The organism is Ruminococcus sp. J1101004sp1_RTP21198st1_B9_RTP21198_201120 (assembly GCF_040924245.1).
Lineage (GTDB): Bacteria > Bacillota > Clostridia > Lachnospirales > Lachnospiraceae > Blautia_A > Blautia_A faecis.
Genome location: NZ_JBCOMI010000014.1, coordinates 55,246 through 77,588, shown reverse-complemented (window position 1 = coordinate 77,588; position 22,343 = coordinate 55,246). Strand labels below are relative to the sequence as shown.

At 43.9% G+C, this 22,343-nt stretch carries 24 protein-coding genes and 1 pseudogene; 15 read left to right on the top strand and 10 right to left on the bottom strand.

The window, feature by feature from the left end; genetic code table 11:
- Positions 1 to 139 precede the first annotated feature (139 nt).
- Positions 140 to 271 carry a DUF6783 domain-containing protein gene (locus AB5618_RS11290; protein WP_334292302.1) on the bottom strand — a complete coding sequence of 44 codons (132 nt, stop codon included), beginning with the start codon at positions 269 to 271 and terminating at the stop codon, positions 140 to 142.
- Here AB5618_RS11290 and AB5618_RS11285 point away from each other — a divergent pair.
- From AB5618_RS11285 to AB5618_RS11275, 3 genes and pseudogenes are all read left to right on the top strand, one after another.
- A pseudogene (locus tag AB5618_RS11285) lies at positions 224 to 337 on the top strand (DUF6783 domain-containing protein); the annotation flags it as partial. The gene AB5618_RS11290 and the pseudogene AB5618_RS11285 overlap by 48 nt on opposite strands.
- Positions 338 to 448: 111 nt before the next feature.
- The gene (mgtE, locus tag AB5618_RS11280; protein ID WP_368366737.1) at positions 449 to 1,843 is read left to right on the top strand and encodes a magnesium transporter; all 1,395 of its coding nucleotides are present in this window, start codon (positions 449 to 451) and stop codon (positions 1,841 to 1,843) included.
- Between the two features lie 210 nt (positions 1,844 to 2,053).
- Complete coding sequence (locus tag AB5618_RS11275; RefSeq protein ID WP_330386374.1) at positions 2,054 to 2,353, top strand: polysaccharide biosynthesis C-terminal domain-containing protein; 300 nt, start codon at positions 2,054 to 2,056, stop codon at positions 2,351 to 2,353.
- Here AB5618_RS11275 and AB5618_RS11270 read toward each other — a convergent pair.
- Positions 2,350 to 3,402, bottom strand: coding sequence for an AraC family transcriptional regulator (locus tag AB5618_RS11270; protein ID WP_173736035.1), 1,053 nt, complete (start codon positions 3,400 to 3,402; stop codon positions 2,350 to 2,352). The genes AB5618_RS11275 and AB5618_RS11270 overlap by 4 nt on opposite strands.
- A gap of 186 nt (positions 3,403 to 3,588) precedes the next feature.
- Between AB5618_RS11270 and AB5618_RS11265 the strand changes: the two genes are divergently transcribed.
- The 4 genes from AB5618_RS11265 (at position 3,589) to AB5618_RS11250 (ending at position 8,454) form a co-directional block, all read left to right on the top strand.
- Positions 3,589 to 5,091, top strand: a complete 1,503-nt coding sequence (locus AB5618_RS11265) for a sugar ABC transporter ATP-binding protein (RefSeq protein WP_173736034.1) — start codon at positions 3,589 to 3,591, stop codon at positions 5,089 to 5,091.
- 16 nt (positions 5,092 to 5,107) lie between these two features.
- The gene (locus AB5618_RS11260) at positions 5,108 to 6,091 is read left to right on the top strand and encodes an ABC transporter permease (protein ID WP_226837343.1); all 984 of its coding nucleotides are present in this window, start codon (positions 5,108 to 5,110) and stop codon (positions 6,089 to 6,091) included.
- A gap of 87 nt (positions 6,092 to 6,178) precedes the next feature.
- Positions 6,179 to 7,324, top strand: coding sequence for a substrate-binding domain-containing protein (locus AB5618_RS11255; protein WP_173736033.1), 1,146 nt, complete (start codon positions 6,179 to 6,181; stop codon positions 7,322 to 7,324).
- A 137-nt stretch (positions 7,325 to 7,461) separates the two neighbouring features.
- A complete protein-coding gene (locus tag AB5618_RS11250) occupies positions 7,462 to 8,454 on the top strand; it encodes an ABC transporter permease (protein WP_173717889.1) in 993 nt (330 codons plus the stop codon).
- On the opposite strand, the gene AB5618_RS11245 is transcribed toward AB5618_RS11250, so the two are convergent.
- Positions 8,397 to 8,588, bottom strand: a complete 192-nt coding sequence (locus tag AB5618_RS11245) for a DUF6783 domain-containing protein (protein WP_306467780.1) — start codon at positions 8,586 to 8,588, stop codon at positions 8,397 to 8,399. The two genes, AB5618_RS11250 and AB5618_RS11245, sit on opposite strands and share 58 nt — an antisense overlap.
- Here AB5618_RS11245 and AB5618_RS11240 point away from each other — a divergent pair.
- From AB5618_RS11240 to AB5618_RS11205, 8 genes are all read left to right on the top strand, one after another.
- The gene (locus tag AB5618_RS11240) at positions 8,508 to 8,717 is read left to right on the top strand and encodes a DUF6783 domain-containing protein (protein WP_308768373.1); all 210 of its coding nucleotides are present in this window, start codon (positions 8,508 to 8,510) and stop codon (positions 8,715 to 8,717) included. The genes AB5618_RS11245 and AB5618_RS11240 overlap by 81 nt on opposite strands.
- Positions 8,705 to 10,264: a GH116 family glycosyl hydrolase gene (locus AB5618_RS11235; RefSeq protein WP_202017071.1), complete on the top strand. Its 1,560-nt coding sequence runs from the start codon at positions 8,705 to 8,707 to the stop codon at positions 10,262 to 10,264. The genes AB5618_RS11240 and AB5618_RS11235 overlap by 13 nt, the downstream gene beginning before the upstream one ends.
- Positions 10,264 to 12,021 carry a glycoside hydrolase family 3 protein gene (locus AB5618_RS11230; RefSeq protein WP_173717890.1) on the top strand — a complete coding sequence of 586 codons (1,758 nt, stop codon included), beginning with the start codon at positions 10,264 to 10,266 and terminating at the stop codon, positions 12,019 to 12,021. Before AB5618_RS11235 ends, AB5618_RS11230 begins: the two co-directional genes overlap by 1 nt.
- Positions 12,022 to 12,071: 50 nt before the next feature.
- Positions 12,072 to 12,707, top strand: coding sequence for a beta-phosphoglucomutase (gene pgmB, locus AB5618_RS11225; protein WP_173717891.1), 636 nt, complete (start codon positions 12,072 to 12,074; stop codon positions 12,705 to 12,707).
- A 2-nt stretch (positions 12,708 to 12,709) separates the two neighbouring features.
- Positions 12,710 to 12,874, top strand: coding sequence for a hypothetical protein (locus AB5618_RS11220; protein WP_173717892.1), 165 nt, complete (start codon positions 12,710 to 12,712; stop codon positions 12,872 to 12,874).
- A gap of 296 nt (positions 12,875 to 13,170) precedes the next feature.
- Positions 13,171 to 14,235, top strand: a complete 1,065-nt coding sequence (gene hisC, locus AB5618_RS11215) for a histidinol-phosphate transaminase (protein WP_173736032.1) — start codon at positions 13,171 to 13,173, stop codon at positions 14,233 to 14,235.
- Between the two features lie 111 nt (positions 14,236 to 14,346).
- A complete protein-coding gene (locus AB5618_RS11210) occupies positions 14,347 to 17,049 on the top strand; it encodes a C1 family peptidase (RefSeq protein ID WP_173771486.1) in 2,703 nt (900 codons plus the stop codon).
- A gap of 88 nt (positions 17,050 to 17,137) precedes the next feature.
- Positions 17,138 to 17,290, top strand: a complete 153-nt coding sequence (locus AB5618_RS11205) for a DUF6783 domain-containing protein (protein WP_334297236.1) — start codon at positions 17,138 to 17,140, stop codon at positions 17,288 to 17,290.
- Here AB5618_RS11205 and AB5618_RS11200 read toward each other — a convergent pair.
- From AB5618_RS11200 to AB5618_RS11170, 7 genes are all read right to left on the bottom strand, one after another.
- A complete protein-coding gene (locus tag AB5618_RS11200) occupies positions 17,283 to 18,353 on the bottom strand; it encodes a type IV pilus twitching motility protein PilT (protein ID WP_173717895.1) in 1,071 nt (356 codons plus the stop codon). The two genes, AB5618_RS11205 and AB5618_RS11200, sit on opposite strands and share 8 nt — an antisense overlap.
- Positions 18,354 to 18,357: 4 nt before the next feature.
- Complete coding sequence (locus AB5618_RS11195; RefSeq protein ID WP_173717896.1) at positions 18,358 to 18,906, bottom strand: hypothetical protein; 549 nt, start codon at positions 18,904 to 18,906, stop codon at positions 18,358 to 18,360.
- A complete protein-coding gene (locus AB5618_RS11190) occupies positions 18,903 to 19,364 on the bottom strand; it encodes a hypothetical protein (protein WP_173717897.1) in 462 nt (153 codons plus the stop codon). The genes AB5618_RS11195 and AB5618_RS11190 overlap by 4 nt, the downstream gene beginning before the upstream one ends.
- Positions 19,365 to 19,425: 61 nt before the next feature.
- The gene (locus AB5618_RS11185; protein ID WP_173717898.1) at positions 19,426 to 19,914 is read right to left on the bottom strand and encodes a DUF4860 domain-containing protein; all 489 of its coding nucleotides are present in this window, start codon (positions 19,912 to 19,914) and stop codon (positions 19,426 to 19,428) included.
- The gene (locus AB5618_RS11180; protein WP_173717899.1) at positions 19,911 to 20,261 is read right to left on the bottom strand and encodes a hypothetical protein; all 351 of its coding nucleotides are present in this window, start codon (positions 20,259 to 20,261) and stop codon (positions 19,911 to 19,913) included. Before AB5618_RS11180 ends, AB5618_RS11185 begins: the two co-directional genes overlap by 4 nt.
- A gap of 21 nt (positions 20,262 to 20,282) precedes the next feature.
- Positions 20,283 to 21,326: a type II secretion system F family protein gene (locus AB5618_RS11175; RefSeq protein WP_368366736.1), complete on the bottom strand. Its 1,044-nt coding sequence runs from the start codon at positions 21,324 to 21,326 to the stop codon at positions 20,283 to 20,285.
- A 74-nt stretch (positions 21,327 to 21,400) separates the two neighbouring features.
- On the bottom strand, positions 21,401 to 22,333 hold the full coding sequence (locus tag AB5618_RS11170) for a transglutaminase family protein (RefSeq protein WP_368366735.1): 933 nt from the start codon (positions 22,331 to 22,333) through the stop codon (positions 21,401 to 21,403).
- Positions 22,334 to 22,343: the final 10 nt, after the last annotated feature.

Here is a 22,343-nt window from a genome sequence, read left to right as displayed (position 1 = left end):
TAGGATGGAAAAACGAAATGACAGATGAGCATCGCGCACATTCTGTTCTTCTTTTCATGTAAAAGGCGCATTGCGCTTAAGAACACTGTTTCATTTCTTTTTTCTATCCTATGAGTTCTTCAGAAGAATCCAATATTCCCTAGAACCTGTTTGAAAAAGCATTTCCGCAATCTGCGCTCCATTTTGCAGTATATTTTACCCGAATTCGGTTGCCGTAGCCCACTATGGTGCCCTCATTCTGGTGAAATCTCCCACAAATTGTGACGTACATCTTGCAGAAAACCTTTTTCAAACACGCTCAAAGAACAGAAAAGCTATACGCTTATATTCTGTTTAAATACGGATTTTACTGTCCGTAAAAATGGACTTTGTATAAGTCTGTCAAAAATACATAAGATAAACACCTGGAAATGGTGAACTGTCTTATTGTCAGATTGGAGAAAGTAGGATGGAGAAAAGAGTGCAGGACTACACCCAGGATATTCTGGCTGTAGTAAGAAGTAATACCTCTCCGGCAGCTATGAGCGATAAGCTGGGAGATTTTCATGCCAATGACATTGCAGATGCAATGCCGAGGCTGACTGTTCAGGAACGCTGCAAACTGTACCGTATTCTGGACCTGAATATGCTGTCCGATGTTTTTGAGTATACGGACTCAGATAATGCAGCAGAATATGTGAAAGAGATGGATGTGAAAAAAGGTGCAGCCATTCTTTCACGTATGGAGACCGATGCCCTTGTGGAAGTTCTTCATAAGATTGATAAAGCCAAAAAGAAATTGCTGTTCGAATTAATGGACGATGATGTCCGCCACGATATTGAGATGATTGCTTCCTTTGATGAGGATGAAATCGGTAGCCGCATGACGACCAATTGCATTATCATTCGTGAGAACCTGACTGTGAAGCAGGCTATGAACAGCCTTGTAGAACAGGCTGCTAAGAACGATAATATTTCCACAATCTTTGTGGTAACCGAGTCACAGAAATTTTACGGAGCCATTGATCTGAAAGACCTGATCATTGCAAGACAGGATAAATCCCTGGAAGATCTGGTGGCAACCTCTTACCCATATGTATATGCCGAAGAGGATATTGACGACTGTATCGAAGAACTGAAAGCGTATTCCGAGGATTCCATCCCCGTGCTGGATAATGACAACCGCCTTTTAGGTGTTATCACATCTTCCAATATCATCGACCTGGTTGATGATGAAATGGGAGAGGATTACGCCATGCTGGCAGGTCTTACCGCAGAGGAAGATCTGAAGGAACCGCTGAAAGAGAGTATGAAGAAACGTATGCCATGGCTGATCGTTCTTCTTGGTCTTGGAATGGTTGTATCCTCTGTAGTTGGTGTCTTTGAGAACGTAGTTACCCATCTTCCCATCATCATGGCCTTCCAGTCCCTTATATTGGATATGGCCGGAAACGTCGGTACGCAGTCCCTGGCTGTTACCATCCGTGTCCTGATGGATGAGTCCCTCACCGGCAAGCAGAAGATGGAACTTGTATTTAAAGAAATGCGGATTGGTCTTTGCAATGGTGCGTTGCTTGGTATATTGTCCTTTGTACTCATTGGACTTTACATTTACTTATTTAAAGGAAAGACTTTGGTATTTGCATACGCCGTATCCGGCTGCATCGGAGTCGCCCTGCTCCTTGCAATGCTGATCTCCAGTGCCGTAGGTACCTGTATCCCTCTGTTTTTCAAAAAAGTAGGTGTAGACCCCGCCGTAGCCTCTGGTCCATTGATCACCACCGTCAACGACCTTGTTGCTGTTGTGACATATTATGGACTTGGATGGGTATTCCTCATCGGAATACTGCATCTGGCAGGTTAATAAGATTGTATATTGAAAGCTCTTTGGGAAGTTAATAAAAATTCCTAGGGGGCTTTTCTTATTGCTATTTAATTGGTTGGTCGTTATCCCGGACGCGATTTCACAATGTATATTTACCGCCGCGCGTCGCAACGTTCCGGCAAGCTAATGACTAACCTTTTACTGCACAAGTCAAAAAGTGCGTTCAAGTGTTTTTTAGAGAAACAAAAAATGAAACGAATCGACTTTGAAATAGGAATCTGCTTCCCGCTGATCCTAGACTCACTATTCATTTTTGTGTTTGGATTTGGTATCCGGGGAGCTGCCATTGCAACTGTAATCTCCCAGTTTTTATCCGCAGCCTATGTACTTCTTTTCCTTGAGAAAAAGGCAGAAATGAAGGCACGGCTCCTGAAGAAAAAAGAACTTTCAGGATGCATGGAGAATGCAAAAAATATTATCAGCCTGGGTACTGCAGGCGTTATCATGCTGCTGACGGTGCTGCCAGAGCTGAAAAGAATGGAAAATTAAAACAACCGATTTTTGGCCTCCTGTTTTCGATAAGCAGAAGGCGTCATCCCAGTATGTTTTTTAAACTGGCGGATATAATGTTCTGTGGTATCATATCCGATTGCTTCCGCAATATTTGCCACAGTCATAGTTGTATTCGCCAGGAAATCCTGGGACCGTTCGATTCGAACGGTACGGACCACTTCTGTATAGGTCATTCCCATCAGATCTTTAATTAAACGGGAAGTGTATTCATTGGAATAATGAAAACGCTTTGCCACAGTCGAAAGTGTCACATCTCTGTAATTATCCTGGATATACTGAATAATCGCATAACGCTGCACATCAATCTTGCTGTTGAAAAGAGGCATCTGCACAGATTCCGAGTAATTTCGTACCAATAGATAGAAATCCAGAAGCAGTACATTGGTAATGCACTGATAAGAGTATTCCTGTTTATTCATACTTTCCCATAACATCCAGCAAAAAGATTCCCGGATGTAAGAATCCATTCCTGAATGAAAAAGAATATAATCATTTGCTCTTTTTGCATAAATATTATTCAAAAAGAAAGAAGAGAGCTTATTTGGCGTATTCAAAAAATTATAAAACATACTATGCAGAGTGTTGCGGCGGAGCATGATGTTGATAATAATACTATCATCATAAACAGAAATAGAGTGCTCTACAGAAGGGGGGATTACGCAGAAATCTCCTGTTTTCATGGAAATGGTCTGTCCGGAAATCTCCTGTGTACACTTCCCGTCGTAAACATATACCAGCTCAAAAAATGTGTGGGAGTGAATCAGCGCCGGGCTATAGCGGTTATGCTTCTGTACCACAATGCTATCTTTGTCCGCCATATCAAAAAAGAAAGAGTCTTTAAATTCCGGTGGAATGGTTTCTTTCACTTCCGGAATCAGTAAGTGGCGGCGGATCACCTCCTGAATATCCTGTTTTGCGATATAAGCATAAATCTGCCCGGCTTCCCGGGCTTCATACTGTTCTTTATAAAACAATTCTTCATCATTAAACTGATAAATCTGATGTCTCAGTTCTTCAACATCCATAAAAATCCCCCTTTTACAAAATCTATTCACACAATCCAAAATATTAAAATAAAGCTATTTATATGATGTATTTTAACATCTTAGATCAAATACATCAATAAAACTGAGCTAAATTGTGAATTTGAAATTTTAGGGGGAAGAATATAATAATCTCATAAACAGTTTTCAAGTGAACGGAGGGTAAACATGAGTGAACCGATTCTTGAAATGAAAAATATTTCCAAGAATTTTGGAAGCGTAATAGCACTGAAAAATGTAGATCTGGAGGTATATCCAGGGGAAATAAGAGGTTTGATCGGTGAAAATGGTTCTGGAAAGTCTACCATATCTTCTATTGCAGCTGGCATGCAGAAAGCCACCAGTGGAAGAATGACTTTCAAAAAGCAGAGCTGGGAACCAGCGAGTATGATAGATGCGCTACAAAATGGAATCGGAATGGTTGTGCAGGAGAGCGGAACCATTTCGGGGGTAACCGTTGCAGAAAATATTTTTCTGGCAGAGCTTTCCCAGTTTCGGAACAAGCTGGGGATGATCAATAAAAAGGCAATGAACCAGAAAGCGACAGAGGCAATGAGAGCCATTGGAGTAGAACATGTAATCGGCGATATGCCTATTGATTCACTGGATTTTCAGACCAGAAAGCTGGTAGAAATCGCTAAGGTTATGCTGAAAAATCCAGACATTCTGGTAATTGATGAGACAAGCACAGCACTTTCACAGGATGGACGTGAGATCATGTATTCCTTGATCCGAAAGCTGCGGGACAGTGGAAAAGCAATAATCTTTATTTCCCATGACCTGGAAGAGATTATGGAAGTTTGTGATACACTCACTGTTCTCCGTGATGGAAACCTGATCCGTACGTTTAAAAAAGAAGAATTCAATGCGGATGAAATCCGTACAAGTATGATCGGCCGCGAGCTTCAGGGAGATTATTACAGAAGTGATTTTACCCCAAGCAGCCAGAAAGAAGCTGCCATAACAGCCACTAATCTGAAGTACAAAGAGGAGTTAAAATCTGTAAGCATTACTTTGAAAAAAGGCGAAATCTTAGGCATTGGCGGACTTGCCGCCTGCGGAATGCACACTTTGGGAAAAGCCATGTTCGGCGCACTTGCCCTGGAAGAGGGAGAAGTAACCACTTACGATGGAACGAAGATCAACAGTCCCCACATCGCAGTTGCAAACAAGATTGGTTATGTGTCAAAGGACAGGGATGTGGAATCCCTTTGTCTGTCCGCAAGTATCCAGGACAACATTGCAGTTGGCGGAATGGAAAAATATGCCGTAAACGGATTCCTTATAACAAATAAAAAGGAAAAAGAATATGTGGCAAAACAGATAAAAGATCTTTCTATTAAATGTTCTGATGGCGACCAGCTGACAAGCCAGCTGTCCGGCGGAAATAAGCAGAAGGTTGTATTTGGAAAATGGATCGGCTGTGGAAGTGAGATCCTGATCCTGGATTGCCCCACCAGAGGTGTTGACATTGGCGTCAAACAGTCCATGTATCAGCTGATGATGGAGCTGAAAAAAGAGGGAAAAGCAATCCTGCTGATCAGCGAGGAGCTTCCGGAACTGCTGGGAATGAGCGACAGGCTTCTGATTATGAAAGACGGAAGCATTACCGGTGAATTTATGCGAAGTGAAAGCCTGACAGACGCAGATGTAATTGGATATATGATTTAAGGGGGAACATCAGATTATGAAAAATAATATGAATAAATATAAAGCAGCCCAAACTGCGATAAAGGTTCTTCCATTTGCGGCTCTGGTGCTTTTATTCGGAATCTTCCTGGCAGTAGTCAGTGCAAAAGGCTATCGGCTGGATATGTATCTGCAGATTGTTTTTAACGAAGGTGTTGTGTTGGCGGTGGTTGCTACAGGAGCAATTTTCATTTACACATTGGGAACTTTTGATATCAGTCTTGGCGCTGCAACCTTGTTTTCTGCAACCATGGGTGTGGTTACTTACAATACTACACAGAATGTGGTGTTAATGATCCTGGCAATCTTTGTAAGCGGAGTTGCATGTTCCCTTGTAAATTCCCTGCTGGCTTCGGTATTTCATATTCCAGCATTTGTTACTACAGTTGCCATGATGTCTGTGCTTTCTGCGATTGCCTCACAGATCATTACCACAAAGGGTGGTGCACTTGGCGGGATCAGTATTCCGGGAGTAGTGGTAAAGCCGTTTGACAATATAGTTTTTAAAATCGTAGTATTGGCAGTCTTCTTTATTATCAGTTATTTTGTTTTCAATCTTACAAAAGTGGGAAGAAGGCAGAAATTTATCGGAGGAAATCCGGTGTGCGCAGCTCTTACCGGAATTGAATCCAACAAATATACCATTATTGCTTTCGTAATGGCAGGCCTGGGCGTAGGGCTTGGAGCGTTTCTTACTCTGGTTTATACACCATCTGTAACAACCACTACGGCCTCCAGCATTGGTATGAATATTTTTATTGCAATTGTATTTGGCGGAATGCCTATTTCAGGCGGAGCACGTTCCAGAATTTATGCGGCACTGGTTGGCGGTTTTTCCTTTATCCTGCTCAATGACATTCTGGAGCTGGTGATTGACGGAAGTGCGGCTTATGGAATCACCCAGGTGATCAGTGCAGTATTTTTCCTGATCGTTGTATATGTAACAAGCATGAATTATAAGACAAATATACTTCCAAGATAATGGAGAATAAGAAATAACTGTCCGATATATGGGATTTTTAATGGTGAATTAGCGTATAACGCTGCAAATAAAAAGGAGGAAATTCTAATGAAACGAACAATGAAAAAAATGGTAAGCATGGCATTAACAGGAACTATGGCTGTAGCAGTTCTTGCAGGAGCAGGAACAAGTGAAGTAAAGGCTGCTGACAAGGCAAAGATTGGTGTGCTGGTTGCAGACGTAAGTGGCGAGGAAGCACAGGGCTTCCGTTCTTATTATGAGAATTATATCGCTGGTAACTATGACGTAGAATTTAACTACACAGATGCGCTGCAAAGTGCAGAAGATGAGAAAACAGCAATTGAGAAGTTTGCTTCCCAGGGGTGTCAGGCAATCATCTCTTTTTCCAGCAACGATCGTGTACAGCAGATTGAGACTTGTGAAAAATACGGAGTTTACTATGCGGTAGCTTCCGGTGTGCTGGATGACGCACAGTATGAAACTTACAAAACTTATGAATATTTTGCTGGTCAGGTAGGACCTGGAAATGATACAGAGTTTGAAGCTGGAAAAGATATGGGAGCTTACTACAAAGAGCAGGGTGTTTCCAAAGTAGCAATCTATGGAGCTTTTATTCCGAACCCAATGCATGTTTACCGTGTTGCTGGTGTCCTTAACGGACTGGGTTGCACCTATGGCGGAGAAAGCGATATGAACGCTATCGCTGGACAGATTTTCCAGGATCAGACAGTTGATTTATCTAAAGTAGAAGGCGATGTAGAGGTTGTTTCCTATCTTCAGGGATATGGTGACACCACAACGGATGAGTTAAACGCAGCAATCCAGAAAACACCGGATGCATTTATTTCCGTAGGTATGGCAACCACATTCTTTGCACAGTCCTTAAGTGAGGCAGGAATCTCCTTCTCAGATATTGATTCCTTTACTGAGACAAACGGAAATTCTATGAAAAATGGTACCCTTACTTATCTTGCTGGAAAATATTCTTCTTCTATCGGACCAGTTTTTGCACTGGTAATGAATGCAATCAATGGAAATGTGATCAGAGACGAGGACGGAAACGCTCCATCTATCAGCCAGGGATATCTGGTAGCAACTGACAGCGACACATTTGATAAATACTCTGTTTCTGACAGTGGTGATGCACCAATCTATGACAAAGAAACTCTGGACAGTATTATTGGCGATAACGTTACATTTGAGGATGTAAAAACATTAGTAGAATCTAAGTAATTGTTTTGCAGGTAACTGTGAAGACATTAAACAGTTACGAATTTAAATAACTGGAAATTAATTTATGAAAGCTCTGACCGATAACCCTGGATGCCCATATCCAGGAAATCGGACAGGCTGGATGGAGGCTGGAATTTATGAGCACCCCTAAGAAAATAGCGGGAACATTTACGATCCCTGTACTGACCTTACTTATTTTGGAAGTGATCTGTCTGTCACATGGAGAAAACATCATAACAAATCAGAAGGGCTTTGATAATTTTGTGGTCTATACTGCAATTGTTATGATTACAACAATTGCCCTGTCCATTAACCTGAACAGTGGAAGATTTGATTTTTCACTTGGAGCCATGGCTTCTCTGTCTGCTGTAGTGGGAGCGAAGATAAGCTATGCAGTATTAGGCGGCGGCTCAGGAAGTGCAGCACTTATGCTGGTAATCACTATTGCGGCCGGCGCTGTGCTGGGAATGGTATCTGGTCTTATTTATGTGACTCTCAGGATTCCGCCCATCATAACATCTTTGGGTGTAACCCTGATCTATGAAGGTGTTTTGTACACCATTACAAGCGGAAAATATGTAATGACAGAGGTACAGAATTCTTCCATGTCAGGCTTTGTAGGAACCTGGATTTATGCGGCGATTATTATTGCTGTGGTACTGGTCCTTTCCATTCTTCTGTTTGATTATACAAGGTTTGGTTATGACTATAATGCATTGAAAAATGGGCAGAAGGTAGCAGTAAATACAGGAATCAAAGAGATTCCAAATGCCATTGGCTGTTATGGGATCTGCGGTGCGCTGATGGGAATTGTTGGATTTTTGAATGCGGCAAGAAGTACGACCATCAATGGAGGCCAGCTGAACTTTGGCTCTATTTCCATTATGTTTACAGCATTTTTGCCAATGTTTATTGGTTCTTACATAAGCAGGTATAGCAATGAGAAACTTGGATTTTTGCTGGCTGCGGTTTGCATGTCTTTGCTGAATTCCACATTTGCAGTTCTCTCAAATGTGGTGACCGCTTCCATGCAGTCTATTATCAATGCAGTATTGCTGATGGCATTCCTGATTTATCTGAATAATGAAAAATTACTGGTAAGAATTTTCACGGGAAAAATCAGACAATAACTTGAGCCTGTTTGAAAAATCATTCCTGCAATCTGCACGCCCCACTTTGCGGTATATTTCACCCGAATTCGGTTGTCGTAGCCCGCTACGACGCCCTCATCCGGGCAAAATCTCCCACAAATTGTGACGCACATCTTGCAGAAAGCCTTTTTCAAACACGCTCTGAGATTGCAGCGGCCCTGCCGGAAAACTCCGTAGGGTCGCATTTTTATAACAATTTTGACAAAATTCTATGTGACAAGAGGTTTTTATGGCTGAAATGAAAAATCAGAAATTGTTGAATAAAGCATTAAATCTGCTTCCGGATCTGGTTGAGACAAAAGTAGATGCAGTGCAGACAGTAGAACTTTATAAAAATGATAACAGTATTGTCATTGAGCAGGCAGTTGATTACAGAAAGAGAGTTTTGAAAAAGGGAAGCCGGGTATGCCTGGATTTTGGAAATCATCAGGTTGGGTATCTGACTTTAAATCTGAATTACAGGGGGAGTCATCCAGACGCGCCTGTGTGGCTGAAGCTTCACTTTGCAGAAAATGCGACGGAGCTTTTTGAAGATGGAAAAAGCTATCAGGGCTGGATCTGTTCTTCTTGGATCGAAGAGGAACAGCTCCATGTGGATGTGGTTCCTTCCCAGCTGCGCCTGCCAAGGAGATATGCGTTCAGGTATGTGATGATCGAGGTTCTGGATATTAGTTCCAAGTTTGATCTTGTTGTGGAAGATGCTTTTTGTACCGCTGTTTCTTCTGCGAAAGACCAGGAGCTTTCCGCATTTAAGGCGCAGAATCATAAGCTGGCAAAAATGGATCAGATCGCATGCAGAACCCTTCACAATTGTATGCAGCAGGTGTTTGAGGACGGTCCGAAGAGAGACCGCAGACTGTGGATGGGAGATCTTCGTATCCAGGCACTGACCAATTATGAAACTTATAACAATAATGATATGGTGAAAGCCTGCCTGTATCTGTTTGCAGCACTTCCTATGGAAAAAGGAAGGATGGGGGCGTGCTTGTTTCTTTCCCCGGAACCGGAAGTGGATGATACCCAGATGTTTGATTATTCCCTGTTTTTCATAAACACACTTTGGGACTATTACGAAGCTACAAAGGATAAGGAAACTTTGCAGGAGTTATGGCCTGTAGCATTAAGACAGATCGAACTGGCAGAAGAGCAGCTGGATGAGAAAATGTTGGTAGGAGATTCAGATGTGCTGGGCTGGTGCTTTGTGGATTGGAATCTGAATCTGAATAAACAGGCGTCTGCCCAGGGGATTTTTCTTTATGCGCTTAGTGCAGCTATCCGGATTGCCCAGGTGCTAGGAGATGTTATGACGGAGGAAAAACTGGCGGAGCTTTACTGTGAGTGCAGAAATGCGGCGAATTTATATCTCTGGGATGGAGAAAAACAATGCTACATCAGTGGAAAAGAAAGACAGGTTTCAGTTGCTTCCCAGGTGTGGATGATTTTGGGAGAGGCGATTGAAGACCAGGCAGCAGTAAATCTTCTGCGCAGGGTGGAGACCATTTCGGAAGCTGAAAAAATGGTGACGCCATACATGTATCACAATTATATTGCGGCGCTGCTTCTTGTGGGGGAGAAAAAAATGGCTCTGCAGAAAATGGAAGCATACTGGGGCGGCATGACCGATCTGGGAGCGGATACATTCTGGGAATTATATAATCCGGAAAACCCTTCAGAATCACCATATGGCGGCACCATCGTGAACAGCTACTGCCATGCCTGGAGCTGTGGCCCGGCGTATTTTCTTAGAAAGTATTTTACAGCAGACGGCTCATTGAAAGGGGAAAAATAATGACAGAGATCGATATGAAAGGAAATCCTTTTTTTCTGGATGAAGAAGGAGAAAATTGGGTTCTGGATACCTGGAAAAATATGAGTCTGGAGCAGAAATGCGGACAGGTATTTTGCCCCATGGGGTTCAACGGAGAGGAAGAAACGCTGAAGCATTTTACCCAGGATATTCAGGTGGGTGGTCTGATGTATCGTGCAGACAGCGCGGAAAATATTCAGGATATTTATAGAAAGCTGCAGGCGTTTTCCAATATTCCGCTGCTACTTGCGGCTAATACGGAAGCAGGCGGAGACGGACTTGCCTATGAGGGAACTTCCTTCGGAAAACCTATGGCAGTGGCGGCTACAGATGATCCGGAAAATGGATACCGAATGGGATATACCGCCTGCAAAGAGGGTGCAGCTTTGGGGCTGAACTGGTCTTTTGCGCCTATTGTGGATATTAATTATGATTTTCACAATCCCATTACCAATGTAAGAACTTTTGGAAGTGATCCAAAGAAGGTGCTGGATTTTGCCCTGGAATATATGAAGGGAGCAGATGAATGCGGTGTGGCTGTTGCTATCAAACATTTTCCAGGAGATGGGGTGGATGAAAGAGATCAGCATATTCTTACAAGTGTTAATTCTTTTTCTACAGAAAAATGGGATGAAACCTATGGATATGTTTATGGGAATCTGATAAAGAAAGGTGCGAAGACCGTGATGGTAGGGCATATTGCCCAGCCTGCTTATGTGAAGGCGCTCAATCCCCAGGCAACCAGGGAAGAGATGCTGCGTCCGGCTTCTTTATCCAAGGAGCTTCTTACTGGGCTTCTCAGAGGAAAGCTGGGATTTAACGGGCTGATCAGCACAGACGCAACACCTATGGTTGGGTTTACCGCAGCTATGAAGCGCAGCGAGGCGATTGTTCAGGCAATCAATGCAGGCTGTGACATGATTTTGTTCAACAAAAGTCTGGAAGAGGATTTTGGATATCTTCTGGCTGGTGCGAAAACTAGAAATTTGAGCATGGATAGACTGGATGAGGCAGTTCTCAGAATTCTGGCCACAAAAGCGTCACTGGGGCTTCATAAGAAGAAAGCGGAGGGCACTCTGGTTCCAGAAAAAGAGGCGTTGGAAATTGTGGGCTGTGAGAAGCACAAAAGCTGGGCGAAAAAGGTGGCAGACCAGGCAATAACTCTGGTAAGGGATGAGCAGGAACTGCTTCCAATTTCCCCTAAGAAATACAAGCGGGTTTATCTGAATGTAATCCAGAAAGATCTGGATCCAGAGAATGCTTTTGTGCAGTCATGGAAAGAGAAGTTTGAGCAGGAAGGCTTCCAGGTGACGGTCCGTGACCGCCGGGTATCTATCTCTATGGAAGATTTCGTGAATCCGGCAGGTATGACACCGGAAAAAGGAAAACTGATGCACGAAATGTACCGAAGTGTGGAGGAGATGAAGCAGGACTACGACTTGTATGTTTATATCTGTAACATGGAAAATGCTTCCAATAATACCACTCTTCGCTTGAATTGGAATGTGTGCTTCGGGCTTGGAGATGATGCACCCTGGTTTGCTCCGGAGATTCCGGCGCTGATGATTTCTACAGCTTATCCATTCCATCTGTTTGATGCACCGATGGTGAAAACTTACATTAATACATACAGTGGGAACCCGGAATTTATTCAGGCAGCAATGGATAAGATTATGGGACGCTCGGAATTTACAGGGGTAAGTCCGGCGGATCCTTTGTGTGGGAAAAATTATATTTAAGATGATTGCTGGCAGGTTTATTTGCAGTTGTTAACGGAATGGAGAAATATATGAAAGCTTTTATATTTGATTTAGATGGTGTTATTGTTTTCACTGACAAATTTCACTATCAGGCGTGGAAAAAGATGGCGGATGAAATGGGAATTTATTTTGATGAGACCATAAATAACCGTCTTCGCGGTGTGAGCAGATCGGAGAGCCTGGAAATTATTCTGGAGAGATATGAAGGACCGGCTCTTTCCAAGGAGAAAAAAGCAGAACTGATGGAGAGTAAGAACAATACTTACAGAGAGCTTCTGGCATCCATGACACCGGCTGATGTGACGGAAGATGTAAGAAGAACTCTTGCGGAATTACATAACAGGGGGTATAAGCTGGCACTTGGCTCTTCCAGTAAGAACGCAAAATTTATCCTGGAAAAGGTTCAACTGTTGGATGCATTTGATGCGATCTCCGATGGAACGAATATTACCAAGTCCAAACCGGATCCGGAAGTATTTTTGAGAGCAGCAGAGTTCCTTGGAGAAAAGCCTGAGGATTGTTATGTGGTGGAAGATGCTTATGCTGGAATTGACGCAGCGAAGAGCGCGGGAATGCAGGCTGTGGGAATTGGGATTGCAGCTGGATATGCGGCTGCTGATGTGAAGATTCAGAGTTTTGGAGAGCTCCTGACACTGGGAGCCTGAAAATGAATGAGAAAACCTCCAATTTTGGAAATGCTGATGTTTCCATAATTGGAGGTTTTTTGCTAAACCGCGTTTCCCAGTTTTTGAAAAAAAGCTGGTTTTTCCCACTTTTCGTCTATGATATTTGCAGAACAGGTGAAAAAACAATTATTGTCTTTGATTGGTGAAATGGCTACCGTTCCATGGCTGTTTTCCAAAAATACTTCTTTTGGAAACTTGGGCATTTTTGTTTCATGAATTCAATGCTTCTTTTACTCTTGAGAAAAAATACAATGGCTATCAATTATTAGTTTGTGATGGCTCAGATTTAAACATCGCTTGCAATCCCGAAGACAAAGATACCTAATTTGACAAACTCCAAGGAAAAAAGTAAAATACTAATAACTATGCAGAAACATGCATACTACAGATTTTTTCAAAAAGAAATTATAATAAAAATACGAAGAAGCGAGGATGGACCGAAATGAATACATGGGAAGCAAACATTCGTAAAGTAGTACCTTATACACCCGGCGAGCAGCCCAATCAGCCGGACATGATCAAGCTGAACACAAACGAGAACCCATATCCCCCTGCACCAGGCGTGGAGAAAGCATTACACGGGATTCAGCCAGATACCCTCCGCCTTTATCCGGACCCTACAGCTGGCGACCTGGTACACGCAATTGCCTGTAACTATGGGCTGAAAGACGAACAGGTTTTTGTAGGTGTTGGCTCAGATGATGTACTTGCCATGAGCTTCCTCACCTTCTTTAACTCAGATAAACCGATCCTTTTTCCAGATATCACCTATTCTTTCTATGACGTATGGGCGGATCTTTTCAGAATCCCATATGAATGTAAAGCTCTTGATGAGAACTTCTGTATCCGCAAAGAAGATTACTTCGGAGAAAACGGCGGAATTATTTTTCCGAACCCCAATGCACCTACAGGAGTGGAGCTGCCCCTCAGTGACATCGAGGAGATTCTCTTACACAACCGGGACGTCATTGTGATCGTAGATGAAGCATATGTAGATTTTGGAGCGAAATCAGCACTGGAGCTTATAGAGAAATATGACAATCTCCTGGTAGTCCAGACCTTCTCCAAATCCCGTTCCATGGCTGGAATGCGTATCGGCTTTGCATGCGGCAATCCACAGCTGATCAGATTTCTGAACGATGTAAAATATTCCTTCAATTCCTACACTATGGATCGTACCACTCTTGTAACCGGTGTGGCAGCTATCCAGGACAAGGCATATTTTACAGAAACCTGTGAGAAGATTATTGCTACCAGAGAATGGGCGAAGAAAGAACTGGCTGCCCTTGGTTTCACATTCCCGGATTCTAAGACCAACTTTATCTTTGCTTCTCACAAAAGCTGTCCGGCCAAAGAAATTTTTGAGGCCCTTCGTCAGGAGCATATTTATGTAAGATACTTCCCGAAGCCGAGGATTGACAATCATTTGCGGATCACGGTAGGGACTCAGGAAGAAATGGAGAAATTAATACATTTTCTGGAAAAATATCTAAAAAATCATAAATAAGTGAAAAATATCTGTTTGAACGAAAATTCTGTTCTGGTGATTTTTTAATACGCTCTGGAGCCTGTGTGAAAAATACTCCGGAACAGGAAGCTCAGAACGACAGGAGTAAATATGAAATATAAGAAATTATTGAAAAAAGCAGCTGTAAGTCTGTTACTTGCCCAGTCCCTGATTTTTACAGGCTTGCCCATTCAGGCAGCAGATATTGCCGGGCAGGGTATGGTCTGGACAGAAAGTGCGGAAATGGAAAATGCAGGAGACACTGTATCCGCTGTGTCGTCTGATAAGATGGCTGCGGAAGAGTCTTATGTGCAGGATGATTTTTCAGCAGGTGATGATCTGTCAGGGAGCGAAAGCACTTTAGATGATGCCGGTCAGGCTGGCAATGGAAGTACGGAAAACGATGCCAGCTTCACAGGCATGACAGATGGAAATCCCTCCCAATCGGAAGACCTGTCAGACGGTTTCTCAGATGGTGGTACTGATGAACTTCAGGAACAAGATTCTGGCTTTGGCAGCATGAATCCGGATTCTGCCGAAGAAGAGAAAAGTGAAGACAATCTGACCGATGCGGAGATTGAGGCTCAGCTAGAGCCAATTCGTGAGCTGCAGCCTATAAGTTATGTAGACCCGCCATCTGGCAACGGGAATGGTGATACAGGAAGCGTAGGTGCTGCCAGAGCTGCGTCTTATCCTGCGAAATACGATCCCCGAAGCAGTATTTCCATCCCGGTAAGGAATCAAAAGCCTTCCAATATGTGCTGGGCATACACATTGGCTGCCAACCTGGAAATCTCATTTTTGCAGGCAGGAGCTGGACTGTTTGATCTGTCAGAAGAACATCTGGCATATTTCTTTGCCCACCGAATGAACGATCCCCTTGGAAATACAGCTAATGACAAAAACGAGATTCTCCATTCCTACAGAGATGGAGGAAATCAGACCCTGGCTGCCATTTTCCTGAGTACGTGGAGCGGTATGGCTTTGGAATCCCAGGTTCCTTATGAGACAAATGCAGATCATACTCTGGACTCTGACAAGGTGCCGTCCTCCCAAATGGCATACCAGACCACAGCATATCTGGAAAATGCGGCGTTTTCCTCTTATTCTGTAAATAACATTAAAAGTCTGATATCAGAATATGGATCTGTTTCCATGTCCTTTGGAATGTATGATACCTATTATAATCCGTATACGTATGCATACAGCTACCCGGGAAGTGCAGGCGTGAATCATGCAGTAACCCTGATTGGCTGGGATGACAATTATTCCAGGGAAAATTTCAATTCTGCCAGCAATGTTACTTCAAACGGGGCATGGATTGCCAGAAACAGCTGGGGAGATGACTGGGGAGAAGCCGGTTATTTTTATATTTCCTATGAGAATAAATGTAATTACAATATTGTAGCAGCAGAAGCCACCACCAGTCCGAAGTACCGGAACAACTATTTCTATGATGGTTCCAGTGCACTGAGCAAACTGAAGCTGTATCCTTCCGGCAGCAGTGGGATTTCCTCCATTGCCAATGTTTTTCAGGCAAAAGCCGGAAATGGGAACGGAGAAGCCCTTGGAGAAGTGGTCCTGGCTACTTACACTGACGGAGGAAGCTACAGCATTCAGATCTATACAAATCTGAAGGATAAGAGCAATCCGGTAAGCGGAACTCCGGCCTATGCCAATCCGGTTACTTTTTATCAGGAACATGCCGGTATTTCCACGGTGGAAGTGCCAGAGGTAAATCTGATGAATGGAACCCTTTATTCGGTAGTGCTCACCAATATCGGTTCCGACACAGTGGAATACTTGTGCGAGACTAACAGTGCTTATGACTGGGTGGAGTTTCAGGCTGGTCTGGAGACGGATCAGAGCTTCTGTTACCATGAGAAAAATGGATGGAGCGATTTTTCCAAAACAAGTCCAAGTGCCTGTGCAAGAATTAAAGCTCACACAAGAACCTTGAGCAGTGCAGTGAATGTAACCAGACCTGCTTCCTTTCAGGCTGCGGCCCACGCCTATAACCAGATCAGTCTGACCTGGAGTAAAGCAGCCGGAGTTTCCGGATATCAGATTTATAGAAAAATCTCCGACGGAGAGTATCAGAAGGTAGAGACAGCCTCCTGGTCAGATACTTCCTGGACAGATACGAAAGTTCAGCCGGGAATTACGTATACATACAAGATCCGTGCGTACAGTATGGTGAACGGTACTGCGAAATATTCCGATTATACTGCGGAAGCTGCTGCGAAGACCGTGCTTGCCACTCCGTCAGTGTCGGTGAAGGTTTCTTCCGGACTTTACAATACAGTAAACTGGAATAAGATTTCCGGTGCAGCTGGCTATGTGGTTTACAGGAAAACATACTCTGGAAAATGGACGAAGCTTGCAAACATAAAGAAAGTAGCTACTACATCCTACAAAGATAAAAAGATAAAATCAGCTACCGTTTATGAGTATACAGTAAGAGCTTATTGTACTGTGGATAAGAAAACAGTGGCAAGCAGTTACAAGTCCAGTGGAACGTATAAATCAGCACCCTCCAGGCAGAACGTCTCATCGGTTTCCAATACGAAGAAAGGTCTGAAATTAAAGTGGAAGGCACAGAAGAAGTGTGATGGTTATTACATTTACAAAAAAACCGGAAACGGAAAATATAAGCTGGCGGCTACTATTAAGAAGGGAAAAACTTCCACCTGGACAGATACGAAGGTGAAAAAAGGAAAGAAGTACCGTTATTATGTGCGTGCTTATGTAAAAGAGCCAAATGGTGTTGTAAAGGGAAAGTATAAAGCATCGGCGGCTGTTACAAGAAAGTAGGAAATCAATTACAGAGAAGAAACAGAATCTGCAGTAAAGCATTGTGAAATAGAAGACAGTTTATAGTAAAAACTATGATGGCTTTTATGTGACAGAATATTTAGATACTAGAGCGTGTTTGAAAAAGCATTCCCGCAATCTATACGCCCCACTTTGCGGTATATTTTGCCCGAATTGTGACGCACATCTTGCAGAAAGCCTTTTTCAGACACGCTTTAAAAAACGGAAGCCCATTACATGAGCTTCCGTTTTAACATTTCCGGATTAGATGAATATTTAAGTGCAGTTTCTTTTGTGATCTGGCGGTTTCGATAAAGCTCCAGCAGGCTGTTATCCATGGATTTCATGTCTGCCTGGGAGGAAGAGGCGATCACACCGTCAATCTGATAAATCTTGTTGTCGCGGATCATATTTCGAATGGCAGGGGTAAGCCTCATGATCTCAAAAACCGGAATATTGTGCCCATTCACATCCGGCACCAGCTGTTGGGAAATAACAGTCTGCAGAACCATGGAAAGCTGAATGGCAATCTGATGCTGCTGGCTGGGCTCGAAAACATCCATAATACGGCTGATGGTATTGGCTGCTCCGGTAGTGTGAAGGCTGGAAAGAATCAGATGTCCGGTCTCAGCAGCAGTCATGGCAGTCTGGATAGTCTCGTGGTCACGCATTTCTCCAAGCAGGATCACATCCGGGCTCTGACGCAGGGTGGCACGCAGGGAAACCAGATAATTGGCAGTATCCGTACAGATCTCTCGCTGGCTGACAATGCATTTGTCATGTCTGTGCAGGTATTCCAAAGGGTCTTCCAGTGTGATGATATGTCCTTCACGGCTGTGATTGATCTTGTCGATGATACAAGCCATGGTGGTGGATTTTCCGCTTCCGGCAGGACCTGTGATCAGAACCATTCCCTTGGTAAGATCAGCTGCTTCCATAACAGCTGGAGGAATGTGCAGATCCTGCGGATCAGGAAGATTAAATGCAATAATACGGATGACAGCGGCAAGAGAACCACGCTGCCGGTATGTATTTACACGAAATCTTGAGAGACCAGGGATAGCCATGGAAAAGTCATCGTCACCGGTTTCCAGCATAGGTTCTATATTCCGGTCGTGAGCAAGCTTGTAAATGATCCGGATAAATTCATCTGTTTCCGGAGGCATGAGCCGTTCTTCAAAACCATCCAGTGTACAGAGCTTTCCGTCAATTTTTACGGAAAGGGGACGACCGGCAATAATAAATATATCAGAGGCTTTTTTCTGAGTGGCAAGCTCCAGAAAAGCCTTTACTTTTTCTTCCATAAAATTATTCTCCTTTGTAGACGGACTGGCTGTTGTCCGGATTCCAGTCTGCAGTTACAACCGTATTCCAGGAGAGAATCCCGGCGATATTGCTGCTGGTCACGTCCAATCCTGCATTAATGGTATCAGAAGCAACGTTATCAGAAGCAGTGGAATCAGCTGTACAGTCAGTCCGGAATACAGCAATTTTCACAGCCAGACTCTGGGTGTCGGAAAATGCTTTCGCATATTCAGCAGTATGTTCCTCTGAATCCCATTCTATATTCTCCTGTGAATTCAGATAATCGGAGACGAGCTGGTAATATGCAGTCTCTGTTTTTGCCTGTGCCTTAAATCCTTCCAATGCCTGAACCAGCTCGGAGTAAAAATCAGCTGCCTCACTGCAGGCATTATAATAAGCTGATGTCTGCTCCAGGGAAAGGCTGCTGGCGCGCAGATCCTGTCTGGAAGTACCATAGCCCAGCAGGGACAGGATCACCAGCATAAGAACTCCAAAGATTAGAAAAAGGGAAGGAATTCCAGTTGCGGAAAAAAGATGATTCTTCTCTTTCATGAATCTGCTTCCTCCTTTGCGGAAAAAACTGGAAAGCGAATTGTCTGGGTATAAAGACTGGTTTCCTCATTTGCATTCTGGAGTTTTTCAAAAGTGACCTGAACTTCTTTGACCTTGTCAGAAGCAGAGCAGACGAGCCTCATTTTATAAACCGCGCTTTCTTCGGAAGTATTCTGCCAGTGCTTGTCAAAATAATAGCAAATACTGTCATGATCTGCAACTCCATCTGGCATCAGTGCCAGAAAATTTTGGACAGTGCCGTCAGTTCCTTCCAGAATTTCACCGGCACTGGTGATAAGCTCCTGGATATGAGAGTCCTCCCTGGCATGTACCCTTGCCATGTAGGAGGCTGCGAACAATCTTACGCAGACACCGCAGGTCAGCCCCAGAAAAAGAAGGACAAATATCATTTCCATAAGAAAAAGCCCGGATTTGGAATGGGTAGTGATTTTTTTCATAAAAACTTCCTTTCAGCACATCATTCAGAAGTGACCAGCCCCAAATTCAGGAGTCTGCGAATCAGGCAGGAACTCCTGGATGAAGCAGAAAACTGGAACAATGTCCATCTGTGTCCGTTAATGTGATTCTGTAAAAAGTGTTTTCTAAAGCGTCAATCTGGAAATCCTGAAGCTGTGCAAGGTTGGTCCCCATAGAAAGATCAGCCTGGGAATCCGATGCTGTAAAAAGCTCTTTTAAATGACTGCCATCAAAATAAATGTAAGTGCAGTAATCTTTCCCCTCAATAGTTTCCTGAAAGCAAAGAACCTGTGTTCCCTGAATCTCTGTAAGGGAGGTTTTTCCAGGAATATCGTGCTGACGAAACTTGGTAGTGATGTAAGAGGACGCCGTATAAAGATTGTTATTAGTGTCCAGGTTTTTTACAGAGGCCTGATAGTTCCCGGCACCAAAAAGCATCAGAAATAGAAGAAACAGCACATACATTGCAAAAAGCAGCAAGGCTGCCAGTGAATCAATGCTGTGTTTTTTCCGGGTGAATCTGGAATTCATCTGGCACCTCCTTTTCTGGCATTTACCGGAAGTACGCTGATCGATGGAAGAAGATTGGATCCGTTTGGAACATATTCTACCACAAATTTCTCAGAGTCATAGGTAATATGGTAATCCGAAAGCAATTCATCCAGGCTCTGAGGGTATTGGCCTGTGAGGGCGTAGGTGCGGATGGCACCTCCTTCAAGCGCCTGCGTTAAAGTAACCTGTTCTTTTTCCAGGGAATCAGTCTGTGTACGTGCAATTCCAAGATAGAAGATCAGGCAGAGGACTGCAGCGAACAGGATTGGAATTATAAAGCGGAAAATCCGCCTGACATGAATGAGTCTGGTTTCAAATATATCCATTTTCACTCTCCCTTACAGCTGTTATGCGATCATTTCAGATAACAGCCCCAGCAGCGGCATCATAACAGAAAGAAGGACCAGTCCTACCAGAATTGAAAGGACGATCACAATAGTAGGTTCCAAAATTGACACAATGTGGGAAACAGAGTCTGTGGATTTCTCTTCATACTGCTCAGCCAGTTTTTCCATTACTTCGTCAGATGCACCAGCCTGAAAACCAAGGGAGATCAGACGAAGCTCCATAGCCTTAAAAAGTCCGGATTCCGTGATGGCTTCTGTAAAACCATATCCTTCAGCGAGCTGATTCTGAATGGAAGCAAGCTTTTCCCTGATTTCAGTCCGGGAGACAACAGCCCCTGCCAGCTCCACACAAAGCTCAGGGGAAAGTCCGCTTCGGATTCCCAGGGAAATACATTGACAAAGACGGCTGTAATCCAGATTTACCGGAATTTCCTTCATGCCTGGAAAACGGCAGACGATTTTGCGGATCAGTTCCTGCCCCTTTGGGTGAAGAACCAGGAAAAGGATAAAGCCGATCATCGCGGCCAGAAGAATAAGGAAGGCAGTAGAATAGCGGCTAAGTGTTTCGCCGATTCCGAGAAGGGCACCGGAGATCCCGCTCATTTCCAGTCCAAGCTGTCGGAAAACCTGTCGGAAAACCGGGAGAACCTTTACCAGAAGAATTACAATAACTGCAGTCATCATGCCCAGCATAACAAGGGGATAGGCGACTGCACTCTGAATCTGGTCAGTGATCTGAATCTCCTTCGCATAGAAAGCAGACAGACCCTTCATAACCTCATCCAGACAGCCAGTCTCTTCGCCGGTGCGTACATAGGCAGCAGCAGAAGCAGGAAAAGCACCGGATTGCTCCATGGCGTGCGCCAGGGAGCCGGATTCCTCCATGTCTTTATAAAGAAAGGTCAAAATTTCTTTGCCCCGTTCTGTCTGGCTGTCGTCATTTAAGATGGCAAGTCCCTCAATGGCGGACATTCCGGAACGTAATATGATGGAAAACTGTTCACAGAATTGGAACAGCTCCCGATTGTTTAATTTGGTAATCATATAAAGTCCTCTCTGAAAAAACATCAGGCAGATCCTGAAAAAATCCGTGAACCTGCAAGGCGTTTTTCGTTGTGCTATCGGGTAAACTGCAGCGTATAATTTGCGCTGTCACCGATATAGGAATTGATAAGCTCTTCATCTTCACTGTTGGCGGTAAAGGTTGGATCCATGCGGTTCCATTTCTCCCCGTCATAGGTAATTGCCTGTTCCACCCACCCTTTTCCACGTATGTAAACATCGATCCAGGCATGCTTAATGTCACCTGCATATCCGATCTGAAGCTTACAGGGAATATCCCGGCTTCGCAGCATTGCCGTCATCAGGGCAGCATAATCAAAACAGATTCCCTTTCCGGTAGAGAGGGTTTCGTCTATATCAGGAAGATAGCCGGTCTCAACAGTGGCTGCTTTGTCCTCGTCGTAGGTGACGTGCTGGGTTACATACTGGAAAACGGTGTCAATGCTTTCCTGTTCTGTGGCATCCTCTGCCAGAAGAGAAAGAGCCAGCTTGCAGGCTTCTGAGTCCGGGGTGAAATTTACATACTGGTTCGGATACAAAAACGGAAGAAATTCATTTTCCAGGGAAACCTCCAGGGCCTGAGCAAAAAGTGCGGCATACTGGCTGCCATTTACCTGCTCGTAACAGGATATCTGGTAGGTGCCGCTTCCACTGGTAAACGGAATGACAGCACTTTCGCCGGAGCTTACAAAATAAGAATAAACAACGCCGTCATCCGCGGAAAGCTGGATGTTTTTGGTGGTACCATTGCTGTCACTGACAGCAGTCAGATATCCCTGACTGATGTTGGAAATATCTAGTATCAGAGGTGAATATCCTATGGTGTCTGTCCCGGGGGCTTCCGGAACCAGAACCTTCAGCGGGGAAAAAACAGGCGGTTCTTCGACGGAACCGGAGCTGCTGTTCTGACCGCAGCCTGCAGCTGGGAAAACTATTAGCAGGCAAAATAGAAATAAGCAAAGCAGAAGGGCCGAAATGCGTTTAGACATAGCGCCGCTC

What these genes read in the sequence shown, in the direction of transcription:
- pgmB (WP_173717891.1), top strand. Translation starts at nt 12,072, where the DNA reads ATGAAAGCTTTTATATTTGATTTAGATGGTGTTATTGTTTTCACTGAC.
- AB5618_RS11210 (WP_173771486.1), top strand. Translation starts at nt 14,347, where the DNA reads ATGAAATATAAGAAATTATTGAAAAAAGCAGCTGTAAGTCTGTTACTT.
- AB5618_RS11195 (WP_173717896.1), bottom strand. Translation starts at nt 18,906, where the DNA reads ATGAAAGAGAAGAATCATCTTTTTTCCGCAACTGGAATTCCTTCCCTT.
- mgtE (WP_368366737.1), top strand. Translation starts at nt 449, where the DNA reads ATGGAGAAAAGAGTGCAGGACTACACCCAGGATATTCTGGCTGTAGTA.
- AB5618_RS11185 (WP_173717898.1), bottom strand. Translation starts at nt 19,914, where the DNA reads ATGAATTCCAGATTCACCCGGAAAAAACACAGCATTGATTCACTGGCA.
- AB5618_RS11170 (WP_368366735.1), bottom strand. Translation starts at nt 22,333, where the DNA reads ATGTCTAAACGCATTTCGGCCCTTCTGCTTTGCTTATTTCTATTTTGC.
- AB5618_RS11290 (WP_334292302.1), bottom strand. Translation starts at nt 271, where the DNA reads ATGTACGTCACAATTTGTGGGAGATTTCACCAGAATGAGGGCACCATA.
- AB5618_RS11275 (WP_330386374.1), top strand. Translation starts at nt 2,054, where the DNA reads ATGAAACGAATCGACTTTGAAATAGGAATCTGCTTCCCGCTGATCCTA.
- AB5618_RS11245 (WP_306467780.1), bottom strand. Translation starts at nt 8,588, where the DNA reads ATGTGCGTCACAATTTGTGGGAGATTTTGCCCGGATGAGGGCGTCGTA.
- AB5618_RS11230 (WP_173717890.1), top strand. Translation starts at nt 10,264, where the DNA reads ATGACAGAGATCGATATGAAAGGAAATCCTTTTTTTCTGGATGAAGAA.
- AB5618_RS11175 (WP_368366736.1), bottom strand. Translation starts at nt 21,326, where the DNA reads ATGATTACCAAATTAAACAATCGGGAGCTGTTCCAATTCTGTGAACAG.
- AB5618_RS11190 (WP_173717897.1), bottom strand. Translation starts at nt 19,364, where the DNA reads ATGAAAAAAATCACTACCCATTCCAAATCCGGGCTTTTTCTTATGGAA.
- AB5618_RS11250 (WP_173717889.1), top strand. Translation starts at nt 7,462, where the DNA reads ATGAGCACCCCTAAGAAAATAGCGGGAACATTTACGATCCCTGTACTG.
- AB5618_RS11180 (WP_173717899.1), bottom strand. Translation starts at nt 20,261, where the DNA reads ATGGATATATTTGAAACCAGACTCATTCATGTCAGGCGGATTTTCCGC.
- AB5618_RS11200 (WP_173717895.1), bottom strand. Translation starts at nt 18,353, where the DNA reads ATGGAAGAAAAAGTAAAGGCTTTTCTGGAGCTTGCCACTCAGAAAAAA.
- AB5618_RS11220 (WP_173717892.1), top strand. Translation starts at nt 12,710, where the DNA reads ATGAATGAGAAAACCTCCAATTTTGGAAATGCTGATGTTTCCATAATT.
- AB5618_RS11235 (WP_202017071.1), top strand. Translation starts at nt 8,705, where the DNA reads ATGGCTGAAATGAAAAATCAGAAATTGTTGAATAAAGCATTAAATCTG.
- AB5618_RS11265 (WP_173736034.1), top strand. Translation starts at nt 3,589, where the DNA reads ATGAGTGAACCGATTCTTGAAATGAAAAATATTTCCAAGAATTTTGGA.
- AB5618_RS11260 (WP_226837343.1), top strand. Translation starts at nt 5,108, where the DNA reads ATGAAAAATAATATGAATAAATATAAAGCAGCCCAAACTGCGATAAAG.
- AB5618_RS11255 (WP_173736033.1), top strand. Translation starts at nt 6,179, where the DNA reads ATGAAACGAACAATGAAAAAAATGGTAAGCATGGCATTAACAGGAACT.
- hisC (WP_173736032.1), top strand. Translation starts at nt 13,171, where the DNA reads ATGAATACATGGGAAGCAAACATTCGTAAAGTAGTACCTTATACACCC.
- AB5618_RS11270 (WP_173736035.1), bottom strand. Translation starts at nt 3,402, where the DNA reads ATGGATGTTGAAGAACTGAGACATCAGATTTATCAGTTTAATGATGAA.